7 protein-coding genes are annotated in these 13,688 nt (G+C 38.3%); all 7 read right to left on the reverse strand.

All coding sequences use genetic code 11. From position 1 onward, the window contains the following. Window positions 1-65 precede the first annotated feature (65 nt). The 7 genes from pyrD to BTO11_RS14070 all read right to left on the reverse strand — a co-directional run bounded on the left by pyrD (window position 66) and on the right by BTO11_RS14070 (window position 13,686). Window positions 66-1,073: a quinone-dependent dihydroorotate dehydrogenase gene (pyrD, locus tag BTO11_RS14040; protein WP_105053180.1), complete on the reverse strand. Its 1,008-nt coding sequence runs from the start codon at window positions 1,071-1,073 to the stop codon at window positions 66-68. A 204-nt stretch (window positions 1,074-1,277) separates the two neighbouring features. After that, window positions 1,278-6,104, reverse strand: a complete 4,827-nt coding sequence (locus BTO11_RS14045) for an NAD-glutamate dehydrogenase (protein WP_105053181.1) — start codon at window positions 6,102-6,104, stop codon at window positions 1,278-1,280. 294 nt (window positions 6,105-6,398) lie between these two features. Continuing rightward, window positions 6,399-8,720, reverse strand: coding sequence for an efflux RND transporter permease subunit (locus BTO11_RS14050; protein ID WP_105053182.1), 2,322 nt, complete (start codon window positions 8,718-8,720; stop codon window positions 6,399-6,401). Between the two features lie 4 nt (window positions 8,721-8,724). After that, a complete protein-coding gene (locus tag BTO11_RS14055; protein WP_181135919.1) occupies window positions 8,725-9,753 on the reverse strand; it encodes a WD40/YVTN/BNR-like repeat-containing protein in 1,029 nt (342 codons plus the stop codon). 116 nt (window positions 9,754-9,869) lie between these two features. Further along, window positions 9,870-11,231 (reverse strand): DUF1329 domain-containing protein, encoded by a 1,362-nt coding sequence (locus BTO11_RS14060; RefSeq protein ID WP_105053184.1) that lies wholly within the window; start codon window positions 11,229-11,231, stop codon window positions 9,870-9,872. A 15-nt stretch (window positions 11,232-11,246) separates the two neighbouring features. Continuing rightward, window positions 11,247-13,298, reverse strand: a complete 2,052-nt coding sequence (locus BTO11_RS14065; protein ID WP_105053185.1) for a DUF1302 domain-containing protein — start codon at window positions 13,296-13,298, stop codon at window positions 11,247-11,249. A gap of 160 nt (window positions 13,299-13,458) precedes the next feature. After that, the gene (locus tag BTO11_RS14070; protein WP_105053186.1) at window positions 13,459-13,686 is read right to left on the reverse strand and encodes a DUF2835 family protein; all 228 of its coding nucleotides are present in this window, start codon (window positions 13,684-13,686) and stop codon (window positions 13,459-13,461) included. Window positions 13,687-13,688 lie beyond the last annotated feature (2 nt).

Below are 13,688 nucleotides of genomic sequence, written 5' to 3' on the forward strand. Positions count from 1 at the left end.
CGCAACCACTAACTAAACTTGGAATTTAGTTAGTGGTTTCACTGATAGTGCTGTCACTGAGTTTACTATAAATTATTAACGATATTTTTTATTAGCTTAGGTCCCTGGTAAATAAAGTTGGTATAAACCTGAACTAAATTTGCACCTGCGGCTAATTTCTCTTTCGCGCTTTGAGCGTCATTAATACCCCCCACACCTATGATAGGTATTTCTTTATTAATGGAACGAATTTTAGTTATAACTTGTGTGCTCATGTCTTTTACTGGGTTACCACTTAAACCACCGGCTTCTTCAGCGTGTTTTAAGCCTTGTACCGCATCACGTGATAACGTGGTATTGGTCGCAATAATACCGTCCATTCCCTCAGATACTATGCAATCTACAACTTGTTCAATGGCAACTTCGTCCATATCTGGTGCAATTTTAACTAGCACAGGGACGTATTTATCATGTTCTTTAGCTAATAACGTTTGTTGTTGTTTTACCGCAGATAACAAAACGTTTAATGAGTCACCAAATTGTAAATCTCTTAATCCTGGGGTATTTGGTGAAGAGATATTTACCGTAATATAATCGGCATATTGATATACCTTTTGCATACAGATCACATAATCTTCATGACCTGTTTCATTTGGCGTATCTTTATTTTTACCAATATTGATCCCCAAAATACCTTTGAAATTTGCGCGTTTAACATTCTCAATTAAATTATCTACACCATGGTTATTAAAGCCCATGCGGTTAATTATGGCGTTTTGCTCTGGTAGTCTAAATATGCGAGGTTTTGGATTGCCGGCCTGGCCTACTGGTGTTACAGTGCCGATTTCGACAAAGCCAAATCCCATTTGACCAAATGCATCAATGCAATCACCGTTTTTATCTAAACCCGCTGCTAAGCCCACAGGATTAGGAAAAGTCATTCCGAGTACTTCTACCGGCTTGTCTTGTATTGTTTGTTTCCAAACAAAGCTAAGTGGTGTATTAGCAAATCGTTTAAAGTTTTTTAACGCAAATTCATGTGCCCACTCAGCATCTTGTGTGAACATAAACTTTTTTGCTAATTCAAATAACATGTCGGAACCCCGTTTGGATTGTATTAATAAAACTACTGATAAAGGTGCAGATAAAAGCACTTATAAAAGCACTGATAAATCGGACGCATAAAAAAACGCCCAACAAATAAATTCATGAGGCGTATTTTATAGAGTTAGACGATAAATTGTTAGTTAATTAACCGTCTATTTCTTGTCTATTTCTTGTCTCTTTCACGTTAAACGTTATAGAGATGAATCACAATGGTAACTTAGCAGCATAAGTTCACGTAATGCCACTGAGAACTTAGCAAATTCATGACTATCCGAGGTTTTAAACTCAGCTAACATTTGTTCCCAACGACCAATGATTCCGTTGAATTCAGCCATCCAGTTATCAAACATTACTTCGTCGTCATTACTGCCTTTATTAAAGTTCAGTACTGCAGATGTTAACGCACGTTGCTGCCAATCTAACTCTTCACGATAACTTGCACGAGCGAGTGCTTGCCAATGGTTACCAACAGGTTGATTAGTGATCTGTTCTAAGAACCAATGTAAACCAAGTTTAGCGCCTAATCTAAAGTAAAGTTTAGTCACTAAATCAACGTCTTTATCCATGCTTTGTGCAACATCAGCGATATCCATTGCTGAGAAGATAGAGCTTAATTGTGCGACATAAGCAGCGACTTCTTGCGGAGCGCCCTCTTGCACAAATTCGTTTTCAGCATCTTTTAATACCGTTGACTCAGCCTCGATTAAGTACTCAGGTAACTTAGTACTTAATCTATCAAATGTCGCTTTGTAGAAACCAATAGTATCTTCTAAGCCTATCGCTTTATTTCTATGTCTTAAGAACCAACGAGCTGTACGACGAACCGTACGGCGAACTTGATGCAACATTTCTGTTTGCAATTGTGCTGGGATCTTATTATCTAGCGCTTCAATTTGAGCCCAGTATTTTGGCAAGTTATAAACATCACGAGCCATCATGTAACAAGTGAGAATTTCTTCTACCGGAGCACCGGTTTCTTCTTTCATACGCTCAACAAAGTTTAAGCCCATGTCATTAACAACTTCGTTGGCTAACTTAGTCGCGATGATCTCTTTACGTAATGGATGTTTTTGGATCTGTTCTTTATATTCTTGCTGTAATTTCGGCGGGAAAGCCTCAATTAACATGTTTAAATAATATGGATTTTGATCAATTTCATCGGTAGCAAATTGTTCTTTTAACACCATTTTGCCATACGCCACTAATACAGCTAATTCTGGACGAGTAAAGCCTTGACCAGATAATTGGCGTTCAGCAATGTCTTCATCCGACGGTAAAAATTCAATTTCACGGTCTAGCTTACCACTTTTCTCAAGAGCATGAATAAAGCGAGTTTGTTCTTTTAGCAGACTTGCGCCTTTAAGCTCAGTAACCGAGATAGTATGAGTTTGACGGTAACAATCTTTTAATACAATTTCAGATACATCGTCAGTCATGTCATACAATAATTGGTCACGGTGTTTTTTGGTTAATTCACCTTCCGTCACTAACTGATTTAACAATATTTTAATGTTAACTTCGTTATCCGAACAATCAACACCACCTACGTTATCAACAAAGTCAGTATTAATACGGCCACCACTTAGTGCGTATTCAATACGACCTAATTGTGTCGCACCTAAGTTACCACCTTCACCAAATACTTTGGCTTTTAGCTCGCCACCATTAACACGAACTAAGTCCGTGCCACGGTCACCAACTTGTGCGTCACTTTCCGATTTAGCTTTAATATATGTACCAATACCGCCATTCCAGAACAAATCAACTTCCATGGTTAATAACCCACGGATTAATTCATTTGGCGTCATGCTGGCTTTTTTAGTGCCCAACATTTTTTTCATTTCTGGCGTTAAACTAATTGATTTAGCGCTGCGTAAGAAAATACCGCCGCCTTTTGAAATTAGCTTAGCGTCATAATCTTCCCAAGAAGAACGTGGCATATCGAATAATCGGCGACGCTCTGGAAATGATGTTGCTGAGTCAGGCGTTGGGTCTATAAAGATGTGCATGTGGTTAAACGCACCTTGCAAACGAATGTGTTCAGATAACAACATACCGTTACCAAATACATCACCAGCCATGTCACCAACGGCAACACAAGTGAAGTCTGTAGTTTGACAGTTAACGCCCATTTCACGGAAATGACGCTTAACCGATTCCCATGCACCGCGTGCGGTAATGCCCATTTTCTTATGGTCGTAACCAACACTGCCGCCTGATGCAAATGCATCACCTAACCAGAAGTTATATTCTTCTGAAATAGCATTAGCGATATCTGAGAATGTTGCTGTGCCTTTATCGGCAGCAACAACTAAATAAGTATCATCTTCATCGTGGCGAACCACATCTTTCGGTGGAACAACATCACCATGTACTATGTTGTCAGTTAAATCTAATAGGCCACGGATAAAGATTTTGTAACATTCTTGCCCTTCAGTGAAAAATGCATCACGTCCGCCATCAGTTGGCATTTGCTTACAAACAAAACCACCTTTAGAACCGTTAGGGACAATTACTGTATTCTTAACTTGCTGTGCTTTAACCAGTCCAAGTACTTCAGTACGGAAGTCTTCCATACGGTCAGACCAACGTAATCCACCACGAGCCACTTTACCACCACGTAAATGCACACCTTCGATACGAGGGCTGTACACAAAAATTTCAAATTTAGGTTTAGGTAAAGGTACTTCTGGAATTAATGAAGGTAACAATTTAAATGAGATGTATGGTTTGTCTGTCCCATCTTTTGCCGGTTGGTAAAAGTTAGTACGTAACGTGGCGTCCATTAAAGTAACGTATAAACGAATGATACGGTCATCATCTAAGTTGCCAACATTGTCTAATTCAGCAAATAATTCTTCTTTGGTCTTATCGTACTTTTTAACGCTATCTTTATTCGGCTTAAATTTATGGGTAAATAAAGTAACTAATTTCCCTGCAATTTCAGGATAGCGGTCGAAAGTAGATTCGATATAACTTTGTGAGAAAGTCACACCAATTTGACGCATATATTTAGCATACGCACGGATAATCGACGCTTGGCGGCCACTTAACTTAGCGCCTAAGATCAAACGGTTAAATCCGTCATTCTCTAATTTGTTATCCCACACAGCTGCGAAAGCTTGTTGGAACAACTTCTGAGTTTTCTCAAAGTCTGAGTTATCACCATTGGTTAATGTCATGGTGAAATCCATGATCCAATGCTCACCCGTTTCAGTGTCTACAGCATAAGGGGTTTCACCAATAACGCGTAGTCCAAAGTTTTCTAAAATCGGCAATACGTCAGATAAATGAATCGGTTCATCTTTATGGAATAAACTTAAACGAACGGCGTTTTTCTCAACCGCTTCTTGTGAACGATAAAACAGCATTTCTAACTTGTTGTCATCGGACAATTTTTCTAAATAGGTGACATCAACCGTAGCCGTTGATGGTAATACCGCTTCTTTATAGCTTCTAGGGAATGAGCGGTTGTAACGAGCTGCGAGCTCTTTACCTTTAGCGCCACCAAATGTTTTAGTTAACGCAGTTGCTAATCTGTCGTCCCATGTTTTGGCCGCTTCTATCAAATTACTTTCAATTTCTTTCACGTTAATTTCTACATCCTGATTGTTAGCATGAACAATATAGTGCGTTCTAGCTAAAGGTGACTCAGAAAAGTAAGTAGTGAATTCAACTTCACTATCACTGCCTATCGCTTCGCGTAATACTTCTTGTGTGTCTTTACGTAATTTAGTGTTGTAACGCTCACGACGAACAAACACCATACAAGAATAGAAACGACCATAAGTATCTTTACGAACGAAGAGCTTGGTCATATCGCGTTCTTGCATTTGCAATACGCCCATGGCGACTTCTTTTAAATGCTCATCAGAGGCTTGAATTAATTCGTCTCTTGGATAAGTTTCTAGAACATTTAATAACGCTTTGTAACCATGCGTTTCTTTTGCAAACGAGCTATTTTCAGTTATACGATTTATTTTTTCATTTAACAGCGGTATATCTTTTACGCTTGAGTTATAAAAACTCGCCGCATAAAGACCAACAAATCGATACTCGCCAACAACGTTACCTTCCGCATCTAACTTTTTAATGCCAATGTAATCTAAATAAGCTGGGCGATGGACACGAGATTGTGCGTTTGTTTTAGTCAATACTAAAAGGTTGCTAGACAATGCTTCAGTTCGGCCAGCTTGAGACAATTCAGATAACAATCTATCTGTGCTTGGTCTCTTTTTCATCAAGCCTAATGAGGTTTCATCTTTGCCTTTAACTAACGTGTCACCTTTAACTGCAGATACCGAATATTCGCGATATCCCATTAATGTAAAGTTATGATTGGCAATCCAATCTAAGAAACTTAACGTGGTTTTTACGTTGTCTTTATTAGCAACTTTTGATTTTTTGACCTCAGCAATGCACTGAGCCAATTTATCCTGAATAGGTATCCAGTCTTGCACGGCGATGCTGACATCACCAAGTACTGACGCCAATTCTTTCACTAAACTGTTTAATTGTTTCTGATCACTTTGGTGATCAATTTCAATTAAAAATACAGTTTGGTGATGCGTACTTGTGCCTGCTTTTAAGTCAATAAATTCAGATATTTCACCGTTTTTATCACGGTTCACTTTAACTGGTGTATGTAATAACAAATGAGGTGTAATTGACAGACGGTTTAACGCCATACGCACAGAGTCGACAAGAAACGGCAGATCGTTAACCACAATTTGCACTATGGTATGTTCTGACTGCCAACCGTTATCACCAAGTTCAGGATTAAAAACTCGAATAATAGGTTTGTCTTCAAATGCTTCATTAAAAGCATTAAATAAACTAAGAGATGCGCCATATAAATCTACGTCAATTCGTCTATCTAAATCGTCTGGCGCTATGTTTTCAAACAAGCGAGAGGCAAATTCTTCGACCAAGTGTTGACGTTTGGCGGGTAACTTCTCATTTATCAATTTGGCGACGTTCTTAAGGATCACCGATGAGGAATTACGTAATAAAGCCATTACTGTTTCCTTTTTCATTATACATTTATAGTTATATGTTGATTTGACGTATTTATTTAATATAAACAGCTTATATAACTGCTCGCATTAACAATTGCATTTAGTTTAGACCTATTTTCAAAATTAGAGAAGTAGATTCTAACTGGTAGTAACACCAAAGAATTCAAGAGATTAGTTGAAAAGGGAAAGATATGCAGAGGGTTTAAATAAAAAAGCGGCTTAAGGCCGCTTTTTTATATATTTATTCATAAATAATTCATTTAAAGATGTGTGAATTAGTTACCTTTTTACTGTCTATTTTTCTTTACGCCAAAGAACCGATGCTAGAGCTGGTAAGATGATCACCGCACCTAACATGTTCACCAAGAACATAAAGGTTAATAACACGCCCATATCCACTTGGAATTTAAGCGCTGAGAATGCCCAAGTACTCACACCAATTGCTAATGTTAAGCCGGTAAATAATACTGCACTGCCACGTTCTTTAAGAGCTAAGAAGTAACTGTGAGTTAGAGTGTTACCTTTTCTTAGCTCACCTATCATAGTAGACAGAATATAAATTCCGTAATCCACGCCAATACCAACACCTAATGCAATAACTGGCATAGTTGAAACCGTAAGACCAATTTCTAAATAGGTCATTAATGCTTGGGCTAATGTTGATACCACAAACAAAGGAAGAACAACTGCGATAGTGGCTTTCACTGAGCGGAAGCTAATTAAACATAAAATGATAACCGCGCCATAAACATACCAAAGCATTGGTACTTGAGCCGCTTCAACTGCTTCATTAGTTGCAGCCATAACACCCGCCGCACCAGAGGCTAATAAGAATTTAACTTGTTCTGTTTCCATCTCAGCTTTGGCAGCTTTAATTGATGAAATCACACGTTCTATCGTTTCAGCTTTATGATCTTCCAAGAAAAGAATAATTGGCATTACGCTACAGTTACGATTTAACAACCCCGTACTGGTTTCAATACGTGCTGTTGATTGAACTAAAGAAGAACTATTACGTGGCAATGAACGCCATTTCAAGTTGCCTTCGTTATAACCTGTGTTAACTACTTTTGCTACGGTAGATAAACTAATGGCCGACTGAACGCCTTGAACGTTACTTAAACGCCATTGGAATTGGTCAATCAAGTCCATAGTTGCATGACTTGTGCAGTCATAAGCTATGTCATCGTCTAAGTTGTCATCATGTATTTCGACAATGACTTTTAAGATATCCGTTGAAATAGCGTATCGGTCAGTAATTAAAAATGTATCTTGGTTATAGCGACTATCTTCATGTAAAGATGGCGCGCCCGCTTTCATGTCACCAATTTTCATTTCTTGGCTTTTCATCCAACCAAAACCATATAACAAAGCCGTGATCACTAAGATAATTGCCGTATTTTTAGGTTTGGTTACTCGAGACATTTTCTCCCATAAATGATCATGAGAATCTGCAGGTAATGCTTTAAAGCGTTTATCAAAATCTATGTATGACGCTAATACCGGCATTAAGAATAAGTTAGTGAAAATAATAACCGCCACACCTAAACTTGCTGTGATTGCTAATTCTTTAATAATACCAATATCGATTGTTAATAACGTTAAGAAGCCCACGGTATCAGACATTAATGCAATGCCACCAGGAATTAACAAGGTACAGAAACTGGCACTACAAGCCTGCTTAGCACTAAAGCCTTCATGTACCCTTTTGCCTATTGAATTTATCATTTGCACGCCATGGCTCACACCAATAGCAAAGACTAAAAACGGCACCAAAATAGACATAGGATCTAAACCAAAGCCTAAGCTATTTAACATACCTAGCTGCCATATCACCGCCATAATAGAACAAGCAATTGGCAAGATAGTTAATACGGTAGAACGGATAAATATCCAAACCATTAATGCGGTGATAACAATCGCAACGGCAAAAAACAGAACAACGTCTTTAGCCCCTGACGCAACATCACCAATCATTTTAGCAAAGCCAATGATATGGATTGATATTTTGTCGTTTTCAAACTTCTCTCTAACTTCAGTTTCTAACTGCTGAGCTAGCGCTATGCTATCTAATTTTTCGCCAGTCTCTGGATTAGTTTCTAATAATTGGCTAGACACCATGGCACAGGAATAATCGTCTGCAACCATACGACCAATAAGGCCCGCTTTTTCAATATTCTGTTTTACTTTCTGTAAGCCTGCTTTATCGGCATTGAAATCAGCTGGAATAACCGGTCCGCCAGCGAACCCATCTTCTACAACTTCAATAAAACGAGTTGATGGGGAATAAAGCGAAGATACTAATGTACGGTTTACACCAGGAATAAAAAACAATTGATCGTGGACTGATTTAAGCGACTCAAAAAACTCAGGGTTAAATATGTCGCCATTTTTGTCACACACAGAGATGTAGATGGAGTTTGCACCACCAAAGTCGTCACTGTGCTTAACATACGTTTTCATGTATTCATGATTAAGCGGTATGTTTTTGTTAAATGAGGCGTCTAAATGAATGTTAGATGCTTGATAACCTAAAACCAAAGTGATCGCGGTAAATACACCAATCACTATGGCGCGTTGTTTGAATAAGAACTTCTCTAAACTTTTTACAAACATCTATTTAATCTCTTGCTTTATTTGAAGTAAATTCGCTTAACGCGATTTTTTTAATACCAGCTTCCGTCGCTAAGTATAAGAACCCATTAAATACCACACCAGACATCACAGCTTTGCCGTCATCGAGTTCATAATCGTTAATATCTGTGTTATTTGAGGTATAAAAAATATTGCCAGAATTAGCAAAAAAATAAGTAACATTTTTGTAGTGATAAGCAGAATTTATTGTTGCTTTAACACCAGTATCTAATGCTTGCCAAGAGTCGCCTTGGTCTTCACTTTTGAATAGGTTGCCACGTAAACCAGCTAAGAACTGACTGTCGTCTACATTAATAATAGAGAAATAAGAACCAAAGTAGTCAGTTTCGATGATCTGCCAGTCTTCGCCATCCTTATCACTTTTAGCTAAAAAGCCAGCTTCGCCAGCAATAAATAGTTGTTCACCAACCACGTTAATATTATTAAAGTGAGGCAACATAAACTGTTTTTCTTTTTGGTAAACATCAGGTTCATATTCTTTCAGATCGTTTAAATACAAACGGTCATCTTCAATTAATAATTCGTCTTGAAAAGAGTCCTGCCAAGTTTGGCCTGCGTCGAAGGATTGTAAAAACAAACCATAAGCACCAACGGCAATAACATTGTCGCCAATTACTTTTACATCTAGTAAAGGTTTATCCAGCTCAGGTTGATAATTTGATACGGACCAGTTGAAACCACCATCCGTTGTTTTTAATAAAGTTGCATCATGGCCTGTTGCAAAACCTACTTTATCATTTTTAAAATCTACCGATGTTAATAATACATTAACTGGAACATTAGCTTGCTGCCATTGCTCTCCATCACTTGAAAGTAAAATGTGTCCGCGTTCACCTACCGCAATGAGGGTAGAGCCAGCAAGGGTTATATCAACCAATAAATTTTTTGAAGCAAGTTTTGATTGAATTGCGGCAACAGGAGATTGAGCTGTGACTGAAAAGACAGAACAAACAACAAGTGTATAAAACACATTTTTAATCGTTTTTTTCAACATAGGTGACTTCATAGATAAAATAACTTTTGATAAATAGATATGAATAAAAAAGAGGTTTGGGAATAAGAATAAATAAAAACGGTTGGCATAACCAACCGTCTTTTATAACAAAGAAGTTATCTACCTTCTCGTCTTAATGCTGCAGGTGTGTACATACGATCTGTTTGTTCAGTTTTGAAATCATACATATCTTCCTGATTATCCAAACCAATCGCTATATAACGACGTGAATCTAAGTCGTAATATACTTCTAACGTACTCCAATGCGTAGGTACTTCGTAATAGTTAATACCGTAAGCAACAGCTACACGATATAACTCATCACGGTTATCGTACATATCGGCAATAGAAACCTGCCAGCTATCTTCGTCGATGTAAAATACACGTTTTTTATAAACATGGCTGATACCATCTTTAAGATTAGCTTCAACTACCCAAACTCTGTGTTTTTCCCAACGAACAACATCAGTTGCTATATGGCCAGGCTTGATAATATCATCGTATTGTAATGAATTACTATGTAGTTTGTAGCTGTTATAAGGAATTAATACTTCTTTTTTACCTTTTAATGTCCAAGTGTAACGATCTGGAGCTCCGTTATACATGTCAAAATCATCGGTAGTACGTAAGCCATCAGCTGCAGATCCTGGTGCATCGTATGCAACATTAGGTGCACGACGAACTCGGCGTTGTCCTGAGTTATATGTCCAAGCTTGACGAGGTTGTTTTACTTGGTCCATCGTTTCATGAACTAACAATGCTGTACCAGCAAGACGAGCAGGTTCGGTAATTTTCTGTTTAAAACGGAATAAAATATTACTTTCTTCTAACGCAGCAGCAGTCGCATCTTTTTTAGAGTAATCAATTGCGATTGACTCATCAAAACCGATATACGTATAGTCGCCATCAGCAGTCGGAACAGCTTGTCCACCATGACGAATAGCTGAAGCACCACGGAAACGCAAAATATGGTTCCATATTACTTCTAGACCGTTAGCTGGAACTGGAAATGGAACTCCAATTGCTGCATTTTTAATACCGTTACCGTTTTGTACTAATTCTGTTTTAGTCGCATTAGCAACAGTTGCATCATAAACATACTTTGGGTATGACGCAGTACGACGACTTTGATAAACGTCTAACTTATAAGTATCAGGGTACGTTGCAAGCATTTTGCTTACGCCTGGTGTTAATAAGTCTTTGTACTGTGCTTTATTAGCATTAGTTACGGTATAAAGAACTTTATCTGCAGAGAAAGGGTCTGGGTGATGCATGCCCTCTTTATAACCAGCAGGTGGTGTTGTAATACCACCATTCCATGCTGGTATAGAACCATCTGCATTTGCAGCTCTTACTGCGCCCATTGGCGTTAATTCGCCAGTTAGCTTAGTCGCTTCTTGAGAACTAATTTTTGCACTCGCGCCAACTGATGCTAATGCAAAAGTTAAGGCCGAGGTCAATAAGGTGATCTTTTTCATAGTAAGTAACATCCCTTATAGTGAATATTTAATATTGAAAGAAACAAAGTCACGGTCTGCCATTTGGTTTACCGTACCTACGCCATCCCAAAATGCGTTATAAGCCATACCAAATGAAACGTTTTGGTATTCTACATCCATAGCCATGCTGATTGATTTTTTATCTTCATGGAAAAGGAATAATGGATCAGGTGTTACACCTTTAACATCATGAGAGAAAACAACTTTTGGTTTTAAGTTAAACGAACCAAATACACGGTTCAATTCACCCGCTAAAATTAAGCGATACCCCCAAGCATCTTGAGTTGGGAAATATGACTCAGTGTCTTGACCATCTTGTACGCCTGCAAGTATACCAGCTGCAACTTCATCAGTAGTTGCGCCAGAACGTGAAGTCCCTGGTGCATTAAAACGAAGTACGCTTTGATCTGGGAAGTCGTTAATTGTAACGTAACCAACTTCAGCAACACCATTTAAATTATCTAAACCAAATGTAGGACCAAATGATTGAATTAACGTAAATTGCGCTTGTACTGAATCAACAAGACAAAATCCTGTTGCAGTTCCGCCAGCTTGAACGCCACCAACAGGACTATTACAACCTTCTACGTCGTAATCGCCTAACTGAGAAACCCCAGTTAACTCTGGACGTATACCAGCATTAGCTAGCTGTTCAGGCATAGCGGCAAATAGCAATTCAATATCATCAATCTGAATCGGTTCATCTTGACGATAAGAAACTTCACCTGAAACTGCAGTTGTGCCTACGGTAGTATTGAAACTAAAGCCAAACAGCTGAATGTCTTCTGGGAAATATACAGCTGCTTTACTAAATGCATTTAGCGAACTGATATTGTCAGCTGTGATACCTTCAGACGCTATAAGACCTAAATCTGCAGCAATAGCAGCACTCGTAAAGTTAGACGCGCTACCTGATATTAATGGACGGCGGCTATGGTAATTTGTATAGTAAAAACCAAACTCGGTATAGTTTAATTCTTCAGCAAACCAACCTAATTTCAAACCAAATTGGCCTGAATCTTTAGCGTCTTCATCTAAGTCTTCTGCTCTTAATGCATATTTAGTTGGATACGATAAATAAGCACTGGCTGCAGTATCTGACCCTGATGAAATCAGTGGAGCCAACGCGTTTAAGTGATTAATTAACTCTTCGCGTCCCATATCTGGATTAGATGCAAAGTTTAACTGTACGTTACTGTTAGCACCGCCAGCTGCAATGAAGTCGTTGGTAGAGAAGTATGTACCAGTCGCTGCTAAGCGAGACTCTTGCGACTCGTATTGATAAAAGGCTTCTAAAGACAAAGTATCAGTTAAACCAATGTTGGCCCAAATCATACCTGTTGGAATAAATGCTTCTTTTAAGTCAGCTCCTGGTGTTTTTAGTCGAGCAACGTCAACCGCACCAACATTGATACCATGAGGTATTAATGTACTTTCACCCCAAGATAAAACTTGCTCACCTACTTTAATTGAAATTGGCGTATTACCAATTTCAAAATCAGCATAAATGTAAGCATCTAAGAAACGGAAGTCTTCACAAGCAAATTCTTTTGCTTCTGAGTCAGCACAAGGGTCAAAGCTTTTACCTGATACTGGATCTTGATAACCAATACCATCAACTGCAAAATCTTTGTAATACATGAAACGCACAAATGCACCGTAACCATCACCGTCGATAGTTAAGTCATGTAAACCTTTTATCACTTGTGAAAATGCTTCACCTGGATCGTAATTAAGGTTGGATAAATCACCATTGGTTGAGTAAGAGCCGCTGGTATTCCAAACGTCACTACTTGAATATTGTGGTGCGTAGCCTGCATAACCAGTCCAATCTAATTGTTGGTTATTAGACTTACCTATTAAACTAAAATCACGATTCTCGACACGGTATGCTGCACCCGCTGAGAAAGTTGAATCGAATTTTATTTCAAAGTTACCAAGTTCAAAAGTTGCTGCATTACCGCCAAAAGACTGCATAGCAATGATAGCTGATGCAATACTCGTAACCAGTGGTTTTAAAGCAGACTTTGTTGCCCCTCTAGACATATTATTCTCCCCTTGTCCTCTCAAGTTTATTTTTTATATTTATAAGTGAGGATATTAGGCTCATCGGATGAGCGTAATTATCCCAATAATTACACCATTTAACTAAGCAAGCAAGTGCTATGTTTAATTATTATTAGAGTAATTATTCCATTAAATACCGTTAGTTACTTAGTTTATGTAACGCCCTAAATTTATTATTTGCTTCTAATTCCAACTCAAAAAGCCCATCTATTCCGTTTGCTGTGACGAACGAGCGAATGTGCTCAGCCGGGAATTGAATTCGTTGCCCCGTTTGCGCGACAACTTGAATAGACTTATAAAATCCTTCGTAATACTGGCGGCATTCCGCCGGAGATAAATGTAAATAAAACTTAAATGTACGTGTCATAA

This window comes from Psychrosphaera saromensis, from assembly GCF_002954545.1.
GTDB classification, from domain to species: domain Bacteria; phylum Pseudomonadota; class Gammaproteobacteria; order Enterobacterales; family Alteromonadaceae; genus Psychrosphaera; species Psychrosphaera saromensis.

Bases quoted from the DNA above. Each gene is read 5' to 3' on its own strand.
- BTO11_RS14055 (WP_181135919.1), bottom strand. From the start codon at position 9,753: ATGTTGAAAAAAACGATTAAAAATGTGTTTTATACACTTGTTGTTTGT.
- BTO11_RS14045 (WP_105053181.1), bottom strand. From the start codon at position 6,104: ATGGCTTTATTACGTAATTCCTCATCGGTGATCCTTAAGAACGTCGCC.
- BTO11_RS14065 (WP_105053185.1), bottom strand. From the start codon at position 13,298: ATGTCTAGAGGGGCAACAAAGTCTGCTTTAAAACCACTGGTTACGAGT.
- BTO11_RS14070 (WP_105053186.1), bottom strand. From the start codon at position 13,686: ATGACACGTACATTTAAGTTTTATTTACATTTATCTCCGGCGGAATGC.
- pyrD (WP_105053180.1), bottom strand. From the start codon at position 1,073: ATGTTATTTGAATTAGCAAAAAAGTTTATGTTCACACAAGATGCTGAG.
- BTO11_RS14050 (WP_105053182.1), bottom strand. From the start codon at position 8,720: ATGTTTGTAAAAAGTTTAGAGAAGTTCTTATTCAAACAACGCGCCATA.
- BTO11_RS14060 (WP_105053184.1), bottom strand. From the start codon at position 11,231: ATGAAAAAGATCACCTTATTGACCTCGGCCTTAACTTTTGCATTAGCA.